Origin of the sequence: Pseudomonas sp. (assembly GCF_050739995.1) — a bacterium.
In the GTDB taxonomy this organism is placed as follows: domain Bacteria; phylum Pseudomonadota; class Gammaproteobacteria; order Pseudomonadales; family Pseudomonadaceae; genus Aquipseudomonas.
In genome coordinates this window covers 1-22,647 of the sequence record NZ_JBOICG010000188.1, presented here as the reverse complement: position 1 = coordinate 22,647, position 22,647 = coordinate 1, and the positions used below count along the sequence as shown (strand labels likewise).

Genomic DNA, 22,647 nt, shown 5'->3' with positions numbered 1-22,647 from the left:
GACATGGAGTTGCTGCTGGTACAACGGCAGGCGCAAATCGAGGAGTTGCAGCAGCAACGTGACGGACTACTGCTCGAACGCCATGAGGTTCAGCAGCAAAGTCAGGTACTTCAGCAGGATCTCCAGGCGTTGCGATTCAAAAACGAGCAGGAGCGAGCTAATCAGGAAAGCTATCTGCGCGGAGTTGAGGATCGGGCACACCGCGAGATTGATCGCGCTCGAGAGGAGGGTAAGGCTGTAGTAACCCAGTTAAAAGCAGCCGGCCGGAAGAATGATGACTTGCAACGCAAGCTGGAGTCGTCTCAGAGTGAGCTCAGCCAGGCGCAGCAACGTGCCGCGGCGCAGTTGGCTCGGGCTGAAACCTTGGAGCAGCAGCTGAATCATATGCGCCAGTTGTCCGGGATGAAGCGCAAGCCAAGAGTTAGAAAAAGCTCTGCTTTAAGTCATCCTAAGACCTGATGTATCTCCACCTTCGAATGGCGGCTATCGGCCAATAGCTGACATTTCATTTTGCCTGAAGTGCTACCCTCCACCGGACTTCACTCAAGGGCAAAATATGGATATATCGCCTCGCTTCATCATTCATGAATCTCCCTATTGGGTGATTAACCATCGCATGGACAGTGCGCTGCCTGGTTACCTGATGCTCAGCGCGAAAGAAATGACAAACTCATTGGCGGCGCTATCGACCGAAGCGCTGGCGGAGTTGGGAGCATTGCAGGCGAGAATCCAGGCATCCATCGAAGCGCACCTGCAACCAAAACGGCTTTACATCGGCCGTTTCGGTCATGACGCGGGGCACTCCATCCACTTTCATTTCGTCCCGATTTACCACTGGGTCGAGGCATTGTTCTGGAGGGACGACAGGTACAGAGTCCTGCAAAATTTTGGCTCTCTCGAGAGTAGCGTGCCCCAGACCGACGGCGCAGAACTGATGTTCTTTGTTTGGCGAGAGTTTTGTGAGCGTCCTGATCCTCCCATGATAGAAGGCCCAACCATTGATCACGTCATTGCAACTCTGCGCTCACGAATCAGGGACGATGAATGAGACTGATCGAAATTCAACAGATTACGCACCTGCCGGCGGAAGTTCTGACCTTGGAGAAAGAGGCGGTTGCAGAAGGTTTCAGGTTTCTTACGCGCCTGATTTCGGAGTGGCACTCTGGAAAGAATCGCTTCGATGCACCCGGTGAATGCCTCATGGCAGCGTATTCGGACCAGCACCTGATAGGAATCGGAGGCCTATCAGTTGATCCCTATAATAAGCCCGGTATCGCAAGGCTACGGCGGGTGTACGTGGCACCTGCGGCAAGGAATCAATACGTGGGTCAGGCGCTGGTAAAAGTGTTGGTTGCACAGGCTGTTCTTCACTTTAGGCAGGTGCGTCTTTCCACCGATACTTCAGGAGGCGACACGTTTTACCTGCGCTGCGGCTTCATCCGAATAAAAGATATCCATGCCACTCACATCATGGAACTGGTCAACGCCTGATGAGGCGGCTTTCGGCCACGAAGCTGTCACCCAACGCGACTCGTTAATTCCCGCCCGACCATGCATCATGCTCGCCACGATCCCGTCGTGGCATCGAAGCCATAAGTGCAGAATCCGCTCGCCTGCAAGAATTAGCCTTTTGAAATGGAAGTCATCTCATGTTCGAACGTAACAAACTGGTACCGGAGTTAATGGTCACCAACCTGGATAGCAGCCTGGCTTTTTGGGTTTCTCTTCTGGGGTTCAAAGTAGCTTATCAACGCCTGGAAGATGGATTTGCATACATTGATTTGAAGGGTGCTCAAATAATGCTCGAACAGGTTGATTCGGCCGCGGGTCAATGGCTGACCGCGTCGTTGGCCAAGCCATTTGGAAGAGGCATCAACCTACAGATTGATGTTGAGGCTGTCGCACCCATCATCCAAAAACTTGATCAGGCTGGATGTGCACTCTATCGAGAATGCAAAGACACCTGGTATCGGGCTGACAATGTAGAGGTAGGCCAGCGCGAATTCATCGTCCAGGATCCCGACGGTTATCTTGTAAGGTTGGTAGAGCGATTGGGTGAGCGACCTGCTTGCTCAATGTGAATCCGAGCCAAGCCGACCGTCTGCTTTGGGTCAGTGGCTGCCCTTCGTGACAGGCCGCAACCGGCCAGAAGCCGACGTCCTACGCTTGGTTCCACCTCTTATTGCGGCGAGAATGTAAGCTTTGACTATTGAGAGTTACGCATGGACTTACAGCAGGTTTTAACTTTTTTGCCCGCCGCCGTGGTTATTGCCTGCGTTCCAGGCGCAAATAATCTTCTTTCGTTTGAGAATGGCGCTCGTTGGGGTATCAAAGTAGCCGTTTACGCGGTGCTCGGACGGTGTCTCGCTTACGCATTGATGATCGGGCTGGTGGTTGCCGGTCTTGGCCGATTACTCGAAGCTTCTGAGGTTGCCTTCCTGACCATAAAGTGGGTGGGAGTGGCTTATCTACTCTGGATTGGCATTGGAATGCTCCGGTCGTCTCCCGCTTCACAGGCCAACACCACGTCCAGTATTCACTCACCTACGGGCGGCAGAGCCAATACGTTCATCCAGGCGAGAAAAGATTTCTTGGTCGCCTTGGGAAACCCCAAGGCTGTTTTGCTGTTCAGCGCACTGCTCCCTCAGTTCGTTGTACAAAGCAGCGAAACGAGCTACTCAACACAGATGGCGATCTTAGGGCTCATTTACAGCATGGTTGAGTGGGGCACGGCCAGTCTGTATTCCATCCTCGGAAAGCTTGCAGTGGTCGGGACGCCCACCGTTAAGCGGCTTAGCTTGGTCCAGCGGGTGTCAGGTTCGATGATGCTCTTGATGGCGGGAGCGCTTGCTTTTACTAAGAGATCGAGTGCCTGAATTGAGGTCGCATGACGTCAGTGGTCTGCCAGCGCTTCGTTCGAGTCTGGCGTCGGAACAAGCGTTCCTTCAGCGAAGGTGGAATTTTATAGAGCTTCGACATTTATGAAGAGGAGCGAGCCCTTTCTCGCGACCGCCCGCTTCTGGCCGATTGCTGCCAGTCACGAACGTGAGCCTTTGGCCAAACGCTGCTATCCACTGCAATTCAGTTTGTTGTAAAAGCCGACATCTAGAACGAACCAGTTCGAGTGTAAGTCTTGATGAATACGTTCAAGGTCGCTCTTTCACTCGATTCCGAAGTAACAATGGCTGCCTGCTCACCCCGGATTGCCTACACCACTCCAGCACAGACACGCCAAACCAGCGATGAAAAGCCCGCGAGAATGTACTGACATCGGCGTAACCCAGCAGATGTGCTACTTGCGTCAGACTGATTGTCGGTGCTTGCAGATAGTTGAGCACCATATGCTGCCGCGTCTTATCCAACAATTGCTGAAATGATGTATTTTCTTGAGCCAGGTGGCGCTGCAAGGTACGCGGATTGACTGCCATACAATCGGCCACTCTGTCGATCGTCGCACGTCCGCTGGGTAACAAGTTGCGCAGCAATTGCCTGACGTAACCGGGCATCGCGTCTGCAGACAAGCGTTCCATTCCTGAGAGATGTCCAGCAATGAGTTGATGCAAGGTTTCGCTGGCGCAATCCAGCGGCTGCGCCAAGACACATTCATCAAATAGCAAACCAGAATGTGCTGCAGAGAAGGTCGGCTTTATACCCAGCGCCTGCCGATAGCCCCCCTCATCTGCAAGGGGGACATGACGAAACATTACCGCTCTGGGTTGCCATAGGTTCCCGACCAAGGTTCGCATCAGTTGCAGACCGACACCACACGCGAGTTCTTCGGCCTGAGGCAGTCCGCGGATCGCCGTATCGTCAGCCCGGTAACCAAACAACGCGACGCCGTCGGCAACCTCGAGATCAATGTGCGCTGCTCCGTTATAGAGCGCGAAGTTGGCACGCAACTCGAGCAAGGCATCGCCGATTGTTCGGGCATTGTGAATCAGGATAAAAATGTCGCCGAAGACGTCGATACCTTGATAAAGCCCGAACTCCAGACCGAACAACGAGTTATTCGAGCGCTGACGGCATATCTCCAGCAAGCCGCAATAGTGCCGGAAGGACAGAATATCTTCCGGGCGAATTAGTGATGCCACAGGCATAGAGGCCAGTCGCATCATCTGGTTCGGGTCTAGCCCCTGACGCCGAGCGAATTGATCAAACCCCGTCAGGCTGAGTGCACGAATGAACGGATTGGAATCCATGTCGTTTACCGATGAGTGTGTTGCGTGCGTTGTTTCCACTTTTGCGGGCTGACGCCATTCCAGCGAGCGAAAGCCCGGGAAAAACTGCTCAGATCAGCGTAACCCAACAGACTTGCCATCTGCGTCAGGCTGATCGATGAGTCGCAGAGGTAGCGCACGGCCATCGCCTGGCGCGTTTCGTCCAGCAACTCCTGAAATCGTGTGCCTTCTGCCGAAAGGTAACGTTGCAAGGTGCGAGGGCTGATCATCATGTAGTCGGCCATGTCGCGGAGCGTGACTGGGCCATGGACAAGTTCATTGCGCAGTCGATTTTGCACGTAGGACGGTAATTCTTGCAGCGTTACGCGTGCGAGCTCGTCGATGTGTTGCTGGGCCAACTGCTGACACCTGACATTCGTCGCGCCCAGAGGTATCGCCAGCAATGACTCATCAAAAACCCAAGCATTGACGGGGCTGTCAAAGCGTGGAGGTATGCCCAGAAGAGCGCGGTAGGCCATACGGTTGTTCGGAGCGCAATGGCGCAACATCAAACTCTTCGGCTTCCAGGCATGTCCCAGCAGTTCACGGAGCAAGCAAGCTGCAATTCCCATCGCCAATTCCACCGTCTGACGTACCGAGACCAACGTTCCGTCAGTGACGTCGTACAAAAGCAGTGCACTGTTGGCCTGGCGCTCAAGGCGTACTAGCGCGCCGTCACTATGTATATGGAAATAACGTGTCAGCAGGTTCAGCGCTTCGCCCACATTGGCTGCACTGCGCATGGCGTACAGCAGGGTGCCAAGACTTTGCGTGCCTTGGCACAAGCCAAACTGTAAGCCAAACAGGGGATTGCTCGAGCGCGCCGCACATAACTCAACCAAAGCGTTGAATTGTGCCCCGGATAGTTGAGCATCCAGCGGGTATTCGGGCAGACCAATCTCAGTTAGCGCCGAATCAGGATCGATGCCCTGACTGGCTGCGAACTCTTGGAATCCCAGCAGAGCGGAACCACGGACAGTGGACATCATTTGAGCCCTCCGATTGAGAAACAGCTTTTGGCACGAGAAGCTCTGGCACGATTTGCAAAATTTCTGGCGCGTTTTGCAAAGCTTTCGCTTATCTCCCGAGACCAGACTTGAAGCACCAATAACAAAAGATCTACGTCCGGGCCAAGACTGGACGATGGAGGTGTTCGATGCGTCGGTTCTTGTTCGCTATGCTGGTGATCGCTCTGATTTCGGGTGCTTTGTATTTTCAGCCTCATCCCGCCAACCACACTATTGTTCATCATTCCAATCACCCACCAGTTGCCAGCATCAGCGATGCCTTCTCACATTTCTGAGGACTGAAGCATTCTTTTCTGCACGGAGGCGTGCTCGCTGAACTCGCCACCAGACAACGCGCCATGCAGAAACATCTGCTCAATCGTTCGTGCCGAGTCGGCGTTGGCTGCACGCCCGCGATGTTCGGCATCCACCAACCCGTAGACCAGCGTGATGAACAGCTCAGTAAAGATCGCTGCGGTGATGTCTATGCGGAACAACCCTGTTTGCTGTCCCCTAAGAAAGAACCCGTCCAGCGCTTCCAGATAAAACTGCCAGCGTGTGTCACCCCGTTCGAAGTCGAGGAAGTCAGGCCGGTATTGCACCATCAGAAAAGCCAGCAGTTCGCGATGGGCGAGGTGCTCGCGGATCAATCGACGCAGCGTGTCCAGCGGCTGCAGGTGCTGCAAACCAGCGCTGCGGACAATTCGATTGAGCGTACCTTCAGCGTATTTTTCCAGTCGGAGCCCTAGGTTTTCCCGTGTTCCGCAGTAACGGTGCAGGGTCGCCTTGCTCACGCCTGCCAATTGCGCCAGTTCTTTCATTGTTGCCCGCGGCCGGTTGACGACCGCCAAAGTCAACGATTTGAGCAGGTGTTCTTCATGCGAAGTCGGGTTCATCACCAAGCCTCAAGCGATGTTCATACAAGGTTAACAAAAATCTCACATGAGACATTGTTGACTCATTAGGGTTTGGAAAGTAGCATTCGCACCAAATTCAATCAAGCCTTGGGTGAGTTATGGGCAATTTGCGTGCAGTAAGGATGGCGGGCTCGCTGGCAGCAGCCATTGCGCTGGCCGGATGTGGACCGGCGTATGAAACGGGAAGCGTCGCCGAAGTGGCGCGCCCAGTAGAAGTGCTGGCGGTAAAAACGGAACTTTTGGCGCTGACGTCGGAGCTGCCTGGCAGGGTGGAACCGATGCGCATCGCCGAGGTGCGTGCTCGTGTGCCCGGTATCGTGATGCAGAAGCGGTTTGAAGAGGGCGCTGACGTCAAGGCGGGGGACCTGTTGTTCCAGATCGACCCGGCACCGCTCAAAGCAGCGTTATCGCGGGCCGAAGGCGAGCTGGCCCGCACTCAGTCCGTTGCGCTTGAGGCCCAGGCACGGGTCAAGCGCTATGAACCCTTGGTGAAAATCGAGGCGGTCAGCCAACAAGATTTCGACAGCGCCATGGCTGATCTGCGCAGCGCTCAGGCAGCCACACGTTCGGCCCAGGCCGATCTGCAAAGTGCGCGGTTGAACCTCGGTTATACCTCGGTGACGGCGCCGATTTCCGGTCGCGTCGGCCGTGCACTGGTCACGGAAGGGGCCTTGGTTGGGCAGGGGGATGCGACGTTGATGGCGCGGATTCAGCAACTGGATCCAGTATATGTCGACTTCACCCAGTCGGCTGCCGACGCACTGCGTCTGCGTGAATCGCTCAAGGACGGAAAACTTTCTGCCGACGACAACAAAGCGTTGTCGATTCGCGTCGACGGCACCGCTTACGAGCGTCAGGGCGCACTGATGTTTACCGACGTCGCAGTCGATCGTGCTACCGGCCAGGTGTCCTTGCGCGGCAAGTTCACCAATACCGACGGCGTGCTGTTGCCGGGCATGTTCGTGCGGGTTCGTACGCCTCAGGGCACCGATAATCAAGCCATCCTCGTGCCGCAACGTTCGGTGCAACGCGGCAGCGATGGCGGCGCCCTGGTGTTGGTGGTCGGTGCGGACGATAGGGTCGAATCACGCAATGTGGTCACCGGTGCCATGCAGGGTTCGCGCTGGCAGATCAGTGAAGGGCTAAAGGCCGGTGATCAAGTGATTGTCAGCGGCCTGAGCGGCCTGCAGCCAGGCGCCAAGGTCGTGCCCGGTCAGCCCCACGCCCAGGCTGAGTCGCCTGAGTCGAAACATTAAGGGCGCCGTCGCCGCGAGGATTTCCCGATGTCCAAGTTTTTCATCAAGCGCCCGAACTTTGCCTGGGTCGTGGCACTGTTCATCTCTCTGGCCGGCCTGCTGGTCATTCCGATGCTGCCAGTAGCGCAGTATCCCGACGTTGCGCCGCCACAGATCAAGGTGACGGCGACTTACCCCGGAGCCTCGGCGAAAGTGCTGGTGGATTCGGTCACCAGCGTGATCGAAGAGTCACTCAACGGTGCCAAGAACCTGCTGTATTTCGAGTCGACCAACAACTCCAACGGCATCGCCGAAATTGCGGTGACGTTCCAGCCGGGGACTGATCCGCAGCTTGCTCAGGTTGATGTGCAAAACCGCCTCAAAAAGGCTGAGTCGCGTATGCCACAAGCGGTTCTCACCCAAGGTCTGGAGGTGGAGCAGGCCAGTGCCGGTTTCCTGCTGATCTATGCGCTCAACTATCAGGAAGGCAGCCAACACACCGACACGACTGCGCTGGGCGACTACGCCGCGCGCAACATCAACAACGAACTACGTCGGGTGCCGGGCGTCGGCAAGCTGCAATTCTTCTCCTCTGAAGCCGCGATGCGCATCTGGCTCGACCCGCAGAAACTGGTGGGTTATGGGCTGTCCATCGACGACGTGAGCACCGCCATTCGTGGGCAGAACGTGCAGGTGCCGGCCGGCAGTTTCGGCAGCACGCCAACCAGCAGCCAACAGGAACTGACCGCCACGCTGGCAGTGAAAGGCACGCTGGATAATCCGGAAGAATTCGCACGCATCGTTCTGCGCGCCAACGAGGACGGCTCGACGGTCAAGCTGGGTGACGTTGCCCGCGTGGAAATCGGCCAAGAGAGTTACAACTTCAACTCGCGTCTGAACGGCAAACCAGCCGTGGCCGCGGCGATCCAGTTGTCGCCCGGTGCCAACGCAATCCAGACCGCAACGGCCGTCAAGGAACGCCTGGCCGAACTGTCGGCGTACTTCCCGGACGACGTGGAGTATTCCGTTCCCTACGACACATCGCGGTTCGTCGATGTCGCCATCGAGAAGGTGATCCATACCCTGATCGAGGCGATGGTGCTGGTATTCCTGGTGATGTTCCTGTTCCTGCAGAACGTCCGTTACACGTTGATCCCGTCGATTGTGGTGCCGGTGTGCCTGCTGGGCACATTGATGATGATGTACCTGCTGGGCTTCTCGGTGAACATGATGACCATGTTCGGCATGGTGCTCGCGATCGGCATTCTGGTCGATGATGCCATCGTGGTGGTGGAGAACGTCGAACGGCTCATGGCGGAGGAGGGGCTGTCACCGGTCGACGCCACAATCAAGGCCATGGGGCAGGTATCCGGTGCGATCATCGGCATCACCCTGGTGCTGTCGGCCGTGTTCATGCCATTGGCCTTCATGTCCGGTTCGGTGGGTGTGATCTATCAGCAATTCTCGGTATCGCTGGCGGTGTCGATCCTGTTCTCGGGCTTCCTGGCGCTGACGTTCACGCCGGCGCTGTGCGCCACATTGCTCAAGCCGATTCCGCAAGGACACCATGAAAAGCGCGGGTTCTTCGGCGCCTTCAACCGTGGTTTCGCCCGGCTCACCGAGCGTTACTCGATCCTGAACAGCGGGCTGGTCGCGCGTGCCGGCCGGATGATGCTGGTGTACGTCGGTATTATCGCGCTGCTCGGTTACTTCTACCTGCGTTTGCCGGAGTCGTTTGTGCCCGTGGAAGACCAGGGCTACATGATCGTCGACGTCCAGTTGCCGCCGGGCGCAACCCGGACTCGTACCGAAGCCACTGGTGAACAACTGGAGCGCTATCTCGCCTCCCGTGACGCCGTGCAGTCGACCTTCCTGGTGTCGGGCTTCAGCTTTTCCGGGATGGGTGATAACGCGGCACTGGCGTTCCCGGTGTTCAAGGACTGGTCGCAGCGTGGTGAAGATCAATCGGCCATGGCAGAAGTCATGGCGTTGAACGAACAATTTGCCGTGACCAACGACGGCGCCGTGATGGCGGTGCCGCCGCCACCGATTGATGGCCTGGGCAACTCCGGCGGTTTTGCGTTGCGTCTGCAGGATCGTGCCGGCCTGGGCCGTAAAGCCTTGCTCGCCGCCCGCGACCAGGTGCTTGGTCAGGCCAACGGCAACCCGAAAATCCTCTACGCCATGATGGAAGGCCTCGCCGAGTCGCCGCAATTGCGAGTAGTGATCGACCGTGACAAGGCACGCACCATGGGTGTGAGTTTCGAGTCGATCAGCAGTGCGTTGTCCGCCGCGTTCGGTTCTGAAGTGATCAACGACTTCACCAACTCTGGCCGCCAGCAGCGGGTCGTGGTGCAGGCGGAGCAGGGCGATCGGATGACTCCGGAAAGCATACTTAAGCTGTTCGTGCACAACAGCGCGGGAGATCTGGTGCCGCTGAGTGCCTTCGTCACCACTCACTGGGAGGAAGGCCCGGTGCAAGTGGTGCGTTACAACGGTTACCCATCGATCCGCATCGTCGGTGACGCCGGACCGGGTTACAGCACTGGTGAAGCTATGGCGGAAATGGAGCGAATCGCCGCGCAATTGCCGGCAGGTTTCAGCTACGAGTGGACGGGGCTGTCGTATCAGGAAAAGGTCTCCAGCGGTCAGGCGACGCAACTCTTCGCGCTGGCGATCCTGGTGGTGTTCCTGCTGCTGGTCGCGCTGTATGAAAGTTGGGCGATTCCGTTGACGGTGATGCTGATCGTGCCGATCGGTGCCATCGGTGCGGTGCTCGCGGTGATGGTCGCCGGGATGCCTAACGACGTGTACTTCAAGGTGGGGCTTATCACCATCATCGGTCTGGCGGCGAAGAACGCGATCCTCATCGTCGAGTTCGCCAAGGAACTGTGGGAGAAGGGCTACAGCCTGCGCGACGCCGCCATCGAGGCTGCACGCCTGCGTTTCCGGCCGATTGTCATGACCTCCATGGCGTTCATTCTCGGTGTGGTACCGCTGGCACTGGCAACCGGGGCAGGGGCGGCAAGTCAGCGTGCGATCGGTACCGGTGTGATCGGCGGGATGCTCAGCGCGACGCTGCTGGGTGTGCTGTTCGTACCGATCTGTTTTGTCTGGGTGCTGTCGCGGTTGCGCAGCAAACCCGCGCCTATCGAACAACCCGCTTTGGCTCAGGAGTGATTCCATGCGTATTTCAGCACTTTCTACGCTGGTGATCGCCATGCTGTTGGGTGGTTGCTCGATGGCACCGACTTATGAGCGTCCTGTTGCGCCGATTGCGGATACCTGGGCAGGTCAGTCGACGAAGCAGGGCAGTCCGATCAACCAGTTGGCGTGGCAAACCTTCATTGTCGACCCCGAGCTGCGCCAGCTGGTGGTGATCGCGCTGGATAACAACCGCTCACTACGCCAGACGCTTCTGGACATCGAGCAGGCCCGGGCGCAATACCGCATTCAGCGGGCGGATCGGGTTCCGGGATTGAGTGCCAACGCCTCCAGCAATCGTCAGCGTTTGCCGGCGGATTTGGCCAGCGATGGCCGGGCCGGGGTTGCCAGCAACTACCAGGTCGGTCTGTCGCTGCCTGAATACGAGCTGGATTTGTTTGGTCGGGTGAAAAGCCTCAGCGACTCTGCGTTACAGGAGTATCTGGCTACCGAAGAAGCTGCCCGTGCTGCGCAGATCGCTCTGGTTGCCGAAGTCAGTCAGGCCTATCTGATTCACGATGGTGCCCAGCGTCGTCTGGATCTGACCCAGCAAACACTGATCAGCCGCGAGTACTCGTTCGCACTGATCAGCCAGCGTTGTTCGAACGGAACAGCGACGGCGCTGGACTACCAGGAAGCATTGGGACTGGTGGAGCAATCGCGCGCCGAACAGGAAAGCAATCTGCGGCAGAAACAGCAGGCTTTCAATGCGCTGGTGTTGTTGCTCGGCACCAAGGACGCGGCGAAATCGATATCCGACAAATTATCTGCGGAGCCGATGCTGGTTCAAGACATCGCACCTGATACCTCATCGGCGCTGATCGAGCGTCGACCGGACATTCTCGCTGCCGAGCATCGACTACAGGCACGCAATGCCGACATTGGGGCGGCACGGGCGGCGTTCTTTCCGCGCATCAGTCTTACCGGAAGTTTTGGTACGTCCAGCGCGCAAATGTCCGGTTTGTTTGACGGTGGCTCGCGATCCTGGGGTTTTGTGCCGAACCTATCGCTACCGTTGTTCGATGCCGGTCGCAACAGTGCGGGATTGAGTCTGGCGGAAGCGCGCAAGGACTCAGCGGTTGCGGCGTATGAAGGCACGATTCAGACGGCGTTTCGCGAGGTCGCCGATGCGTTGGCCGCCACCGACACCCTGCGCCGGGAAGAAGCGGCGCGACGCGCATCGGCCAACGCCAGTAGCGAAACCCTGAAACTGGCCAAGGCGCGTTATGAAGGTGGCATCGACAGCCACTTGCGTTATCTCGACGCTCAGCGGACCAGCTTCGTCAACGAAACGGCCTTTATCGAGGTCAGCACGCAACGGCAGATAGCCTTGGTTGATTTGTTCCGTTCGTTGGGTGGAGGTTGGTCACCACAAGCAAACGCCAGATAAATCCTGGCAAGAGCTCCTTTGGGTTGGCGCATCCAACCTTTTTTGCCCCGTAGACCGAAAGGTCACGGGGCTTTTTTTGCAGGAGGACAGAGTGAGGGTTATTGGGATTTTGCGTTGGCGGCGCCGTGCAGGAACATCTGCTCCAGCACATTCGCCGAGTTGGCGCTGGCCGCGCGTCCACGGCGCTCCGCATCGACCATGCCGAAGATCATGGTCAGGAACAGTTCGGAAAAGACTGCTGCTGTGATATCGATGCGAAAGGCGCCCAGTTGCTGGCCGCGCAGAAAAAAAGCATCGAGTGCATCAGCATAAGTTTGCCAACGCTCGCCTTCTCCATTGACCGGAAAAGTGTCGGGACGATATTGAAAGAGCAGGAAAACCATCATTTCACGATGCGCTAAATGCTCATTGATCAGACTGTGCAGCGCCTGCACTGGCTCACCATGCAACAGGTCGGTTGTGGTGGTGATCTGGTTCAGCACCGTCTCACCGTGGCTTTCCATCATTTGCACCAAGTTGTCACGGGTGCCGCAAAAACGATGCAGAGTCGCCTTGCTCACGCCTGCGGCCTCAGCCAGCTCCTTAAGTGTCGCCCGCGGGCGATCAACGATGGCCAAAGCCAACGCTTTGATGAGTCGTTCGTCTTGGGGAGTCAGGGACATCTGTCGGTCTCGGATCGAATTTCAACATGGGGAATTGTGCAGGAAAAGCTCATTACTGCAACGAAAACTGCAGATTTCGAGCAAATTACTTCATATGAGACAGATTTTACTCAGTTTCCCACCGTCATACTTAACGGGTCACGGACGTCTTGAGCGTCATTAACTGCAAAATACATGGCGTGATTTGCCAAGCTTTTGCATCGGTCGTTATCCAAAATCGAACCCTTCAATAACAAAAGACACTGCATTTGGCTCCTGCCAGATGACGGAGGTTCTCGATGCGCCCGATACTTTTTTCCTGCCTGGCTGTGACTCTCGTTTCCATCGCCATCTACTCCATTCATTGCTTCTACTCGATGGGCTCGTACGGTGTTATCAGCCCAGTGAGCTCGAATATGACAGTGCGTCCGCACCCCGATTATCCCGTTGCAAGCATCGGTGAAGTCTTTCGCAACCTTCAATAAGTCGACGATTTCCGACTATTGATCACCCCATCTCAACACCCTGAAGATGCCAGTAAGAGACACCCAATGTGTGACTTGATCCAATACCGTGTCGAAGACGGCCTCGCGTTGATTGGTCTGAATCGTGCGCCGGTCAATGCGCTCGACCAGTCCCTGCGTGTAGCCCTCATGGACGCTTGCGAGCGTGCAGCAGCTGATATTGCTGTGAGTGTCGTCATTCTCTATGGCTCGCAAGGGTTGTTCAGTGCTGGCGCAGACATCAAGGAATTCGGAACCGAAGCCTGCTTCGCCGAGCCCGACCTGCCTGGCATCCTGGCTCGCCTGAGCGCCATTCATAAACCATTGGTTGCCGCGATTGGTAAGCTGGCATTAGGAGGAGGGCTGGAGCTGGCCCTAGCTTGCGGTTACCGGATTGGAGCGCCAAGTGCCCGGGTAGGGCTGTCGGAAATCAATCTTGGTCTAATGCCAGGCGCTGGTGGAACGCAACGCCTGCCCAGACTGATAGGCATCGAGTCCGCCTTGAATCTAATTCTTTCAGGTGAACAGATTGATGCCGAGCGTGCTCGGATGCTCGGCATCCTCGACCGAGTCTCCTCCAGTACCGAAGACTTGCTCGAGGAGGCGCGGGCTTATGCCAATGAACTGATCGACTGTTGTGCTCCTGCCCGGCCAGTCGAAGCCTGGCCAAACCCAACCGAGGATTTGCCCGATGACTTCCTGGTGCGTTATCGCGTGGAGCATGAGCCTCGTTGGAAAAGCCGACTAGCACCGCGACTGGTGCTTTCTGCGCTCGAGGCTGCCTGCCTGCTGCCGATGGAGGACGGATTAGTGCGTGAACTGAACTTGTTCAAGCAAGCAGAAGCGTCACGTCAGTCAAAAGCGTTGCGCCATGTGTTTTTCGCAGAACGGAAGGCACACCGGGCTCCTCGGATCAAGCCTGTCGATTCGCCGCGCGAAATCAACAAAGTTGCCGTCATCGGTGCCGGCACCTTGGGTGGAGGCATCGCGATGAGCTTTGCCGATGTGGGCATTCCTGTGGCGCTGCTGGATCGAGATGCCCGCACGCTGGACCGTGGTCTTAAACGAGTTCGCGAAAACTATAAGCTTAGCGTCAAACGCGGAAAGCTGAGCTCCGTAAAAGTTCAGGAACGGATGGATCTGTTGTTCGGCACGCTCGACTATGCAGACCTCTCAGATGCCGATCTGGTCATTGAGGCGGTCTGCGAGAAGATGGAGAGCAAGCAACAGGTGTTCCTCGCTCTGGAGAAGGTCTGCAAGCCAGAAGCCATCCTGGCCACCAACACTTCTTCGCTAGATATCGACGCACTCGCGAAGACGGTTTCTCGCCCACAAGATGTTATAGGCATGCATTTTTTCAGTCCGGCCAACGTCATGCGCCTGGTGGAAATTGTGCGTTGTCCGGCCACGGCAGCGGATGTGGTAGCGAGTGTTATGGACGTCGCTAGACGTATCGGCAAACTTCCGGTCCTGACCGGTAACGGTGTCGGCTCCATAGGCAATCGCATGCTCGAACCCTATGCCCGCGAAGCTCACCGCTTGGTACTGGAAGGTGCGACGCCGGCCCAGGTTGATGCCGTGCTTACCAGTCTGGACTTGAACATGGGGGTGTTCAGCATGCTGGATCTGGCGGGTATCGATGTGAGCTTTCTGATGCGCGACGCCAATCGGGAGGCCATATCCCATGACCAAAGTTACTGCTGTCTCGCCGAAAAGCTGTATACGTTGGGGCGGTTTGGTCAAAAAACCGGACGTGGCTTTTATCTTTACAAGGGACGTAGTCGTACAGAGGATCAGGAAGTCATCACACTGGCCGTGCAGCTTGCGCGTGAACACGACGTTTCCCGCCGCTGCATCGAAGACCTTGAGATTCACGATCGCTGCCTGTTCGCGATGATCAATGAAGGTATTCAATTGCTGGATGAAGGTATCGCCCTGCGTGCCAGTGATATTGATCTTGTATGGATCAACGGCTACGGCTTCCCTGCCCATCTCGGTGGCCCGATGCATTACGCGGAACAGCTGGGTCTGGACATGGTGCTCAGCCGAATACACCACTATCGCCACACCCTTGGTGAATACGGCGAAATGTGGTTTCGCCCGGCAGCCCTGCTGGAACGTCTAGTCGCCTCCGGCAGGTCCCGCATCGAAAAAATCTGAAAATCCTCTTTCTCCGGAGGAGGGTGAGTCATGAGAGCAACCACGCATCAATCTCATTCTTGCCCCCCCCCGGAAAACGGGGGCCTGTCTGTCCGTAAAACGCGCAAGCGCAAGATTTACCGTCACTCATTTCGAGGTTTACTGATGACTCACGATTTCGCCCAGAACTTTTCTCTCGCCGGCCGTACAGTCTTGATCACCGGCGCCTCCAGCGGTATTGGAGCGCACCTTGCGCGGATCGCTGCTCGTGCCGGCGCCCGGGTCGTGCTGACTGCACGGCGTGTCGAGAGGCTTGCGCAAGTAGCTAAGGACATTCGATGGGATTGCGGCCAGGCGCTTTCAGTCGAACTCGACGTGACTGATAGGACCAGTGTCGAGGCTGCATTCGATGCGGCTGAAGTACATTTTGGCGTGGTCGACGTAGTACTGAACAACGCTGGAATCGGAAACGGCCAGCGTCCGCTGGAGATCAGTGAGGAACAGTGGCGTACGATGTTGTCAACCAATCTGGACGGTGTCTGGCGTGTGGCCCAGGTTGCTGCTCAGCGGTTAGCCAAGGCCGGACGTGGCGGCAGCATCGTCAATGTAGCTTCGATACTTGGACTGCGCGTGAGCACAGGCTATAGCCATTACAGCGCCGCAAAAGCTGGGGTAGTTCAGTTGACCAAGTCGTTGGCGTTGGAGTTGGCACGGTACAACATCCGAGTCAACGCTATCGCACCGGGCTACTTCAAGACCGAAATGAGCGAAGCCTTTTTTGAAGGCGATAAGGGTAACAGCTACATCCGTGATGTGGTGCCGATGCGTCGATTGGGCCAGTTGCACGAACTGACTGGACCCTTTTTGCTGCTGGCGAGCGATGCCGGTGCATTCATGACCGGAAGCGTGCTGGCCGTGGATGGCGGCCATCTGGTCAGCAGCATGTGATGATTAGGCTCATTGACTGGCCACCAGCAGGGCCAGCGCCTTGCAAGCCGTTTCGGTTTCGGCTTTCAACCTTTGCAGGTCGCCGTGGGTGGACCACGCGATAGTCAACCCATCGACTAGATGGATCAGAAGACGACTCACAGCCTTTAAAAACGCCTCTTCCAGCTCGGCCCCCATGGCTCGTTCTAACGCCTGCTCCGTTGCCTCTATGGCCACGGAGTAGATCTTGTTCGCCATTTCGGCGTCGTTGCGCAGTGCCCAGAAAAACAACTCAGTTTGTGCCTTGGCCGCATCCGGATGATCGACGAACCAGGTGATCAACTGTCGCAGGATTTCGGCGGTCGTCTCGGCCGCAGTTGTTCCGGCAGGTACATGTTCAAGCGCCTGATGGGGCAGGTTGAACAGCGATTCATAGACGGCATAGAAGAGGTCGTTCTTGGTGTGAAATACGTAATGCAACGATGCCAACGGACAACCGGCCGCCGCGGCAATACGTCGGGTCGTGGCATTGGCGACACCGTGCTCGGCGATCACTTTGATCGTCGCTTCGACAAAATCCTGTCTGCGTAAATCAGCGCCCATTCTGGCCATAGATCAGCAATCTCCAATATTTCTGGCGCCCTCATCACAGTAAGGGCGGTGTCGACGTCAGCGGATGCTACAGCAACGAATCGCCAAACGTCATGGTCGAAAAGGAGCTCTAAGGCTGTTGCACCATTATTGGTAACGAGTGTTTCGTTAATTCACGATTTGGTGCGATCCGATGAAACAGTTGGAAACGTTTATTACAGGACCATTCGATCGAGCTTTCCCCGCTAACTCGTAATCGATTGATAAAAAACAACTAATTCCAACGCCTCGATCCTTGGCATTCGCCTTGCTTTGGTCAAACGACTTGGTCAATTGATCAAGTCAGTTGATTAGGTTAGCGCAAGCACCGTGTTACCGCTCTCAGAGCGGCCACGCTGCTGATCAAGGCCCATGAGGATCCTTCAATGAACACAGTGATTAAGCGCCCCAATAACCATGCCTCCACAGGCGTCGTACTTAGACATCTGGTCGCGGTCGTCGCCGCATCAGCCCTCATCTTTACGGCGCAGGCCGCAGACAAGGATCCTGCGTTGCTCGGTACCAAACTAACCCCGCTGGGAGGCGAGGCGGCTGCGAGCGCTGACGGTGTCATTCCCGCCTGGACGTCACCTGGACCCCAAGGAGGCGGTTGGAGCCATGGCCAGGTGCGAGGACAGCAGTGGAAGTTCAAGGATGACAAACCGCTGTTCAGCATCGACTCAGCCAACGTCGCAAAATATGCAGATAAGCTTTCACCTGGTCAGGTGGAAATGTTCAAGAAAATCCCGGGTTACCGGATGGATGTATATCCAACGCGGCGCAGCTGCGGCGTGCCGGATTTTGTCGCGGAAAACACGAAGAAAAATGTCGGTTTCGCCAAGCTCGACAGCGAAGGTTTGGCACTACAGGAAGCCTATGTTCCCGGCATTCCATTTCCGCTTCCGACCTCGGGTGCCGAGGTCATGTGGAACATGAAAATGCGGTATCGCGGTGTGGGCTTCGATATGTCGAAAACGGTTTCGGGACTATCGCCACGTAAAGGAAGTGAGGACTGGCTGCGAACCTCTACCGATTGGTTCATGTATACCCCATGGGGAGTGAAGGGCAGCGCTCTGTTTTCCTCATTCGATCGCCTGGAAGTCGCGACCTACTTCAACTACTCCGATCCTGCAGCGCTTGCCGGCCAAGCCGGGGTCGTAACGACCAAAGCTGGCGAGCAAGCCACCACGTTCTATTACTTTCCAGGCCAGCGCCGGGTCCGCCGCATGCCGGCGTACTCCTACGACGCACCGCAAATCGGTCTGGACAATCAGTACACCATCGATGAGTCCAACGTGTTCTTTGGCCCAATGGATCGCTTCGACTGGAAACTCGTTGGCAAGCAGGAAATGCTGGTGCCCTACAACTCGTTCGGGGCCTATGACAACTCAGCGAAGATTGAAGATGTGGCCAAGCGCGACTTTATCGCTCCTGAGTCACGTCGCTATGAATTGCACCGCGTCTGGGTGGTCGAGGCCACTGTTCGCCAAGGAATGCGTCATCAGGCACCGAAGCGTCTGTTCTACATCGACGAGGACAGCTGGAACGCGCTGATGGCGGTGGACTACGACAAACAAGGACAAATCTGGAAAGTCCGTGAGGGCTACACGATTCCGGTCTACGAGACCGGTACCTGCGACATGGAAGCCCAAGCGCAATACAACCTTGTTGACGGTCGCTACCTGTACGACATGACCTCCATTGGTACCGGCAAGAATGACCACCGCTGGCTCACCGACGGCGCCAACAATCCCCGCCTGAAACGCGACTTCTACACCTCCGACAACCTACGCGCTATCAGCGAACGCTAACAGCGGCTTTCGGGAACAGACATGAAAAAAATAATCAGTAAAACCTCAGGTCTTGTCATCGCGTGTGCAACGCCATTTGCCATGGCGTTCACGTTTGAAACCGAAAATATTCGAGGCTCATTCGATTCCACCCTCGCTGTGGGCATGGGGCTGCGGACCGAATCTCGTGGCTGCAATCTCATCACCAGCAGTCCAAGCGGCCACAACCCTCCCAGTGGCTGTCTGGCCCCTAGCGCCAACATCGGTGATCAGGGCGACCTGAATTACGATCGGGGCGACCTGTTTACCAACTACATAAAAGGCACTCATGAACTGGTGTTGAAATTTCCCGAGGACTACACGTTCATGGCACGCGGCAGCTGGATCCGTGATTTTGCCGCGACTGACACCACCGGTGCGTTATCGGCTAATCGGCCTGAAGGCGTCGGCAGCGATGGGCTCACCAGCAGCGCACGGGATGATCTGGAGTTCAAAGCTCGTCTGCTCGATTTGTGGGTTAGCAAAAGCTTCGATGTCGGTGACCAGCGTGTCCGCGCTCGGCTGGGCAATCAGGTAATCAACTGGGGCGAGAGTTTGTTCGCGGCCGGCGGGATCAACAACACCAACGCCTACGATGTCATGGCGTTGTCCCGACCTGGCACCCAGCTTAAGGAAGCCCTGCTGCCGGCGCCGATGTTGAGCCTCGCGTCGGGGCTTGGCGCCGGCGTCAACATCGAGGCGTACTGGCAGTTCAACTGGAACAAAAGCGAGCTGCCACCCGTGGGCAGTTACTGGTCCACCACTCATGCGCTGGGTGAGGGCAGAGGTGCCTACGGTTACGACGAGAAAGACGCACGCAACGGCGGACAATGGGGTGTTTCGCTGCGCTGGCAGCCAGACAACACCGATCTCAACCTCGGCCTGTATGTGATGCGTTATCACGACAAGCTGCCGTCACTGACGATGCAGGTGCTGGACCCGGATACATTCGCTTTGGCGCAAACATGGGAGTATCCGGAGGACCGCATGATGTACGGCATCAGTGCCAATATGCCGGTCGGCGACTGGGCGGTTGGTACAGAACTGTCATACCGTCCCAAGGACGCAGTACCGCTCAACCCGGTCATCGACGCTTGTGCCAGCAACGGTGGCAAATGCTGGAAGGACGAAAAGAAACTGCAATGGCACCTGACCGGCATTTACAGCATGACGCCGTCCAACTCGCCGACATTACTCGACTTCACCGGTGCCAGCACTGGCACGCTGTTAAGCGAACTCGTGGTCGTGAAATACCCGGGCTTGCATAACGAGTACGCCGGCGAACCAATTGCCGCCGGGCTCAATACCTGGCAACTGGATCCGGCCACCCCGCCGAGTGCCAAGGGTAACAAAACCTCTTCCGGCATCAGCCTCGATTTCAGCCTGACCTATGACAACACGCTGATCCCTGGCTGGCAGGTGACGCCGGGAGTGTTCTATTCGCGATCCATCAAGGGGCGCACGCCCAATCTGTCAGCGACATTCACCGAAGATGCCAGCAGCATGAACCTGTACCTCAACTTCGTGCGCAATCCTGCGAGCTGGCAGATCTCGGCCAACTACGCGAAATTCATGGGCGGCAAGACCCCTTACGATCAACTGCTGCGTGATCGTGATTACGTCGGCCTTGTGGTTTCCCGAACCCTGTGAGGCTCGCCGTGAACAGTTCCCTGAAAATAAAGGAAACCAATGTGCGCGGCGTGTTGCCGCGCATCGAGCAGTGGTTGTTTTCTCACCGACTGCTGACGTTGTTAAGCCTGGCCGTGTTTACCGTGGGCATGGCCTGGTTTGCGGTGCAGTTACGCATGGAAGCCGGATTTGAAAAACAGCTGCCCATTGGTCACGAGTACATCGAAACCTTCGAGACGTATCGCAACGACTTGCTCGGCGCAAACCGGCTCACGGTGGTGGTCAGGGCTCGCCAGGGTACGATCTGGACCAAGGCAGGACTCACGCGTCTTTATGACGTAACTCAGGCTCTGATTTTTCTGCCAAACGTATCGCGCAGCAGCGTTCGCTCGTTATGGACGCCCAATGCGTTCGTCAACGAAATCACTGAAGAAGGCTTTCGTGCCGACCCGCTGGTGCCTGGCACAGTAACGCCTGAAACGCTCGACGATGCCAGCATTGCGAAAATTGCCGATTCCACGGCTCAGGGCGGCTTTATCGGTACGCTTGTTGCGCGTGATCAAAGCAGCGCCATGATCACCGTTGATCTCAACGAGTTTGATATCAACGGTGAGCGGCTCGATTACGTCGCTTACAACAAGGTGCTGGAGCAGAAGATCAGAGGCCAATTCGAGGACGCGAACTTCGATATCCAAATTATCGGTTTCGCCAAGCAGATCGGGGATATCGCCGAAGGCGCTTCGGCGGTTATCCACTTCTGCCTCCTGGCGTTGCTGCTGACGGCTGCTGCCGTTTACTGGTACTGCCATTCGTTGCGATTCACCTTGCTGGCGGTTGGATGTTCGTTGGTATCGCTGATCTGGCAATTCGGAGCGTTGCGCTTACTCGGCTACGGGCTTGATCCCTTGGCGGTATTGGTGCCTTTTCTGGTGTTTGCCATTGGGGTGTCACATGGCGTGCAGCAAATTAACTTCATCATCCGTGAAATCGCTTGCGGCAAGTCAGTCGAGGGCGCAGCGAGGGCCAGTTTCAGTAGTCTGCTGATTCCCGGAACGCTCGCACTGGTGACTGCGCTCGTATCATTCGTGACTCTGCTGCTGATACCGATTCCGATGGTTAGAGAACTGGCCATCACAGCGTCACTCGGGGTTGGTTTCAAGATCGTCACCAACCTGGTGGTGCTGCCGGTAGTGGCTTCGATGCTACGGGTTGACGAAGGGTACGCCGCAGCTGAAGAAATTTCTCGAAATCGTCGTGCCCGATGGCTACAAGGATTTGCCCGACTGACGGAATGGCACAACGTACGTTGGGTGCTTGGCATGGCCCTGTTGATTTTTGTGACAGCGGCATGGAAGAGCCATGATCGCGTCGTCGGCTCTCTACAGGCCGGAGCACCAGAGTTACGCGAGGACGCTCGCTTCAATCGCGATGCGGTGGCTATTGCCAGTAACTACGATCTCGGCCTGGATTGGCTAAGTGTGGTCTTCGAGGACGCACCAGGCTCATCCGCTACTGGCCCGACGAACGCCTGTGAGGATGTCGCCCTAGGCCAATATCAGGATCGCTTTGTATGGGCGATGCAAGGTGTGCCCGGGGTGCTGTCGGTGACATCATTTTCCAACAGCATGCGTCAGTTCAACGAGGGCTATAACGAGGGCAATCCAAAAATGAACGCGGTGCCCATCGACCCGGCGAACTACTCGTCGATGGCGGCCGAGGTAGCCCGCATTCCTGGCATGATGCGCCCCGATTGCAGCATGACAGCAGTGCATCTATTTCTCGCAGACCATAAAGCCACGACCATCCAAAGAGTCATCGCCAGCGTCAAGGCGTTTCGTGCCGGTTTCACTGAGCCAGGAGTGATCGTACGCCTTGCATCAGGTAATGCCGGGGTAATCGCTGCGATAAACGAGGAGGTGGAAAAGAGCGAGTTGCCAATGATGCTGTATGTCTATGGCGCCATTGCTTTATTGGTGTTTGCAGTCTATCGCGACTGGCGCGCGGTGCTGGTGTGCTGCCTTCCGCTGACGCTGGGTACGTTTATCGGCTATTGGTTCATGAAAGAACTTCAAATCGGACTGACCATCGCCACCCTGCCAGTCATGGTGCTTGCGGTAGGGATTGGAGTCGATTACGCCTTCTATATCTATAACCGCCTGCAACTGCACCAGGCCAACGGCCAACCTATTGTCAAAGCCATCGAGCATGCATTGCTTGAGGTCGGAGTCGCGACCATCTTCACCGCCGTTACTCTGGCGATCGGTGTCGCTACATGGTCGTTCTCCGAACTCAAGTTTCAGGCGGACATGGGCAAGCTGCTCGCCTTCATGTTTATGGTCAATATGGTCATGGCTATGACTGTTTTGCCGGCCTTTGCGG

Annotated in this window: 17 protein-coding genes and 1 pseudogene; 13 read left to right on the top strand and 5 right to left on the bottom strand. The window is 56.5% G+C overall.

Features of this window, described 5'->3' with window-relative positions:
* From ACRESD_RS06675 to ACRESD_RS06655, 5 genes and pseudogenes are all read left to right on the top strand, one after another.
* Positions 1-459, top strand: a pseudogene (locus tag ACRESD_RS06675) (DNA-binding protein); the annotation flags it as partial.
* Positions 460-556: 97 nt separating this feature from the next.
* Positions 557-1,048 carry an HIT family protein gene (locus ACRESD_RS06670; RefSeq protein ID WP_431750206.1) on the top strand — a complete coding sequence of 164 codons (492 nt, stop codon included), beginning with the start codon at positions 557-559 and terminating at the stop codon, positions 1,046-1,048.
* Positions 1,045-1,491, top strand: coding sequence for a GNAT family N-acetyltransferase (locus ACRESD_RS06665; RefSeq protein WP_431750205.1), 447 nt, complete (start codon positions 1,045-1,047; stop codon positions 1,489-1,491). The genes ACRESD_RS06670 and ACRESD_RS06665 overlap by 4 nt, the downstream gene beginning before the upstream one ends.
* Positions 1,492-1,649: 158 nt before the next feature.
* Entirely contained in the window at positions 1,650-2,081 is a 432-nt protein-coding gene (locus ACRESD_RS06660; protein WP_431750204.1) for a bleomycin resistance protein, read from the top strand.
* A gap of 141 nt (positions 2,082-2,222) precedes the next feature.
* The gene (locus ACRESD_RS06655) at positions 2,223-2,876 is read left to right on the top strand and encodes a LysE family translocator (RefSeq protein ID WP_431750203.1); all 654 of its coding nucleotides are present in this window, start codon (positions 2,223-2,225) and stop codon (positions 2,874-2,876) included.
* Between the two features lie 270 nt (positions 2,877-3,146).
* Here ACRESD_RS06655 and ACRESD_RS06650 read toward each other — a convergent pair whose 3' ends face one another.
* The 3 genes from ACRESD_RS06650 to ACRESD_RS06640 all read right to left on the bottom strand — a co-directional run bounded on the left by ACRESD_RS06650 (position 3,147) and on the right by ACRESD_RS06640 (position 6,120).
* On the bottom strand, positions 3,147-4,199 hold the full coding sequence (locus ACRESD_RS06650) for an AraC family transcriptional regulator ligand-binding domain-containing protein (RefSeq protein ID WP_431750202.1): 1,053 nt from the start codon (positions 4,197-4,199) through the stop codon (positions 3,147-3,149).
* Between the two features lie 5 nt (positions 4,200-4,204).
* Positions 4,205-5,206 (bottom strand): AraC-like transcriptional regulator QhpR, encoded by a 1,002-nt coding sequence (qhpR, locus tag ACRESD_RS06645; protein WP_431750201.1) that lies wholly within the window; start codon positions 5,204-5,206, stop codon positions 4,205-4,207.
* 302 nt (positions 5,207-5,508) lie between these two features.
* The gene (locus tag ACRESD_RS06640; RefSeq protein ID WP_431750208.1) at positions 5,509-6,120 is read right to left on the bottom strand and encodes a TetR/AcrR family transcriptional regulator; all 612 of its coding nucleotides are present in this window, start codon (positions 6,118-6,120) and stop codon (positions 5,509-5,511) included.
* Positions 6,121-6,239: 119 nt separating this feature from the next.
* On the opposite strand from ACRESD_RS06640, the gene ACRESD_RS06635 reads away from it, so the two are divergent.
* The 3 genes from ACRESD_RS06635 to ACRESD_RS06625 are packed head-to-tail and all read left to right on the top strand — an operon-like array spanning position 6,240 to position 11,970.
* The gene (locus tag ACRESD_RS06635; RefSeq protein WP_431750200.1) at positions 6,240-7,397 is read left to right on the top strand and encodes a MexC family multidrug efflux RND transporter periplasmic adaptor subunit; all 1,158 of its coding nucleotides are present in this window, start codon (positions 6,240-6,242) and stop codon (positions 7,395-7,397) included.
* Between the two features lie 27 nt (positions 7,398-7,424).
* Positions 7,425-10,556, top strand: coding sequence for a multidrug efflux RND transporter permease subunit (locus ACRESD_RS06630; RefSeq protein WP_431750199.1), 3,132 nt, complete (start codon positions 7,425-7,427; stop codon positions 10,554-10,556).
* 4 nt (positions 10,557-10,560) lie between these two features.
* The gene (locus ACRESD_RS06625; protein ID WP_431750198.1) at positions 10,561-11,970 is read left to right on the top strand and encodes an efflux transporter outer membrane subunit; all 1,410 of its coding nucleotides are present in this window, start codon (positions 10,561-10,563) and stop codon (positions 11,968-11,970) included.
* A 98-nt stretch (positions 11,971-12,068) separates the two neighbouring features.
* Here ACRESD_RS06625 and ACRESD_RS06620 read toward each other — a convergent pair whose 3' ends face one another.
* Entirely contained in the window at positions 12,069-12,632 is a 564-nt protein-coding gene (locus ACRESD_RS06620) for a TetR/AcrR family transcriptional regulator (protein WP_431750197.1), read from the bottom strand.
* Between the two features lie 530 nt (positions 12,633-13,162).
* On the opposite strand from ACRESD_RS06620, the gene ACRESD_RS06615 reads away from it, so the two are divergent.
* Both ACRESD_RS06615 and ACRESD_RS06610 read left to right on the top strand, forming a co-directional pair.
* Positions 13,163-15,274: a 3-hydroxyacyl-CoA dehydrogenase NAD-binding domain-containing protein gene (locus tag ACRESD_RS06615; RefSeq protein ID WP_431750196.1), complete on the top strand. Its 2,112-nt coding sequence runs from the start codon at positions 13,163-13,165 to the stop codon at positions 15,272-15,274.
* 144 nt (positions 15,275-15,418) lie between these two features.
* Entirely contained in the window at positions 15,419-16,201 is a 783-nt protein-coding gene (locus tag ACRESD_RS06610; RefSeq protein ID WP_431750207.1) for an SDR family NAD(P)-dependent oxidoreductase, read from the top strand.
* A gap of 9 nt (positions 16,202-16,210) precedes the next feature.
* Here the strand turns inward: ACRESD_RS06610 and ACRESD_RS06605 are convergent, their stop codons facing one another.
* On the bottom strand, positions 16,211-16,792 hold the full coding sequence (locus ACRESD_RS06605; protein ID WP_431750195.1) for a TetR/AcrR family transcriptional regulator: 582 nt from the start codon (positions 16,790-16,792) through the stop codon (positions 16,211-16,213).
* Positions 16,793-17,196: 404 nt separating this feature from the next.
* Here ACRESD_RS06605 and ACRESD_RS06600 point away from each other — a divergent pair, with 404 nt between their 5' ends.
* The 3 genes from ACRESD_RS06600 to ACRESD_RS06590 form a co-directional block, all read left to right on the top strand.
* The gene (locus ACRESD_RS06600) at positions 17,197-18,621 is read left to right on the top strand and encodes a DUF1329 domain-containing protein (protein WP_431750194.1); all 1,425 of its coding nucleotides are present in this window, start codon (positions 17,197-17,199) and stop codon (positions 18,619-18,621) included.
* A gap of 21 nt (positions 18,622-18,642) precedes the next feature.
* On the top strand, positions 18,643-20,289 hold the full coding sequence (locus tag ACRESD_RS06595; RefSeq protein WP_431750193.1) for a DUF1302 domain-containing protein: 1,647 nt from the start codon (positions 18,643-18,645) through the stop codon (positions 20,287-20,289).
* An 8-nt stretch (positions 20,290-20,297) separates the two neighbouring features.
* The coding region (locus ACRESD_RS06590; RefSeq protein ID WP_431750192.1) for an efflux RND transporter permease subunit at positions 20,298-22,647 on the top strand (2,350 nt) is incomplete at its 3' end.

Bases quoted from the DNA above. Each gene is read 5' to 3' on its own strand.
- ACRESD_RS06615 (WP_431750196.1), top strand. From the start codon at position 13,163: ATGTGTGACTTGATCCAATACCGTGTCGAAGACGGCCTCGCGTTGATT.
- ACRESD_RS06665 (WP_431750205.1), top strand. From the start codon at position 1,045: ATGAGACTGATCGAAATTCAACAGATTACGCACCTGCCGGCGGAAGTT.
- ACRESD_RS06640 (WP_431750208.1), bottom strand. From the start codon at position 6,120: ATGAACCCGACTTCGCATGAAGAACACCTGCTCAAATCGTTGACTTTG.
- ACRESD_RS06595 (WP_431750193.1), top strand. From the start codon at position 18,643: ATGAAAAAAATAATCAGTAAAACCTCAGGTCTTGTCATCGCGTGTGCA.
- ACRESD_RS06620 (WP_431750197.1), bottom strand. From the start codon at position 12,632: ATGTCCCTGACTCCCCAAGACGAACGACTCATCAAAGCGTTGGCTTTG.
- ACRESD_RS06605 (WP_431750195.1), bottom strand. From the start codon at position 16,792: ATGGCCAGAATGGGCGCTGATTTACGCAGACAGGATTTTGTCGAAGCG.
- ACRESD_RS06630 (WP_431750199.1), top strand. From the start codon at position 7,425: ATGTCCAAGTTTTTCATCAAGCGCCCGAACTTTGCCTGGGTCGTGGCA.
- qhpR (WP_431750201.1), bottom strand. From the start codon at position 5,206: ATGATGTCCACTGTCCGTGGTTCCGCTCTGCTGGGATTCCAAGAGTTC.
- ACRESD_RS06610 (WP_431750207.1), top strand. From the start codon at position 15,419: ATGACTCACGATTTCGCCCAGAACTTTTCTCTCGCCGGCCGTACAGTC.
- ACRESD_RS06650 (WP_431750202.1), bottom strand. From the start codon at position 4,199: ATGGATTCCAATCCGTTCATTCGTGCACTCAGCCTGACGGGGTTTGAT.
- ACRESD_RS06635 (WP_431750200.1), top strand. From the start codon at position 6,240: ATGGGCAATTTGCGTGCAGTAAGGATGGCGGGCTCGCTGGCAGCAGCC.
- ACRESD_RS06670 (WP_431750206.1), top strand. From the start codon at position 557: ATGGATATATCGCCTCGCTTCATCATTCATGAATCTCCCTATTGGGTG.
- ACRESD_RS06655 (WP_431750203.1), top strand. From the start codon at position 2,223: ATGGACTTACAGCAGGTTTTAACTTTTTTGCCCGCCGCCGTGGTTATT.
- ACRESD_RS06600 (WP_431750194.1), top strand. From the start codon at position 17,197: ATGAACACAGTGATTAAGCGCCCCAATAACCATGCCTCCACAGGCGTC.
- ACRESD_RS06660 (WP_431750204.1), top strand. From the start codon at position 1,650: ATGTTCGAACGTAACAAACTGGTACCGGAGTTAATGGTCACCAACCTG.
- ACRESD_RS06625 (WP_431750198.1), top strand. From the start codon at position 10,561: ATGCGTATTTCAGCACTTTCTACGCTGGTGATCGCCATGCTGTTGGGT.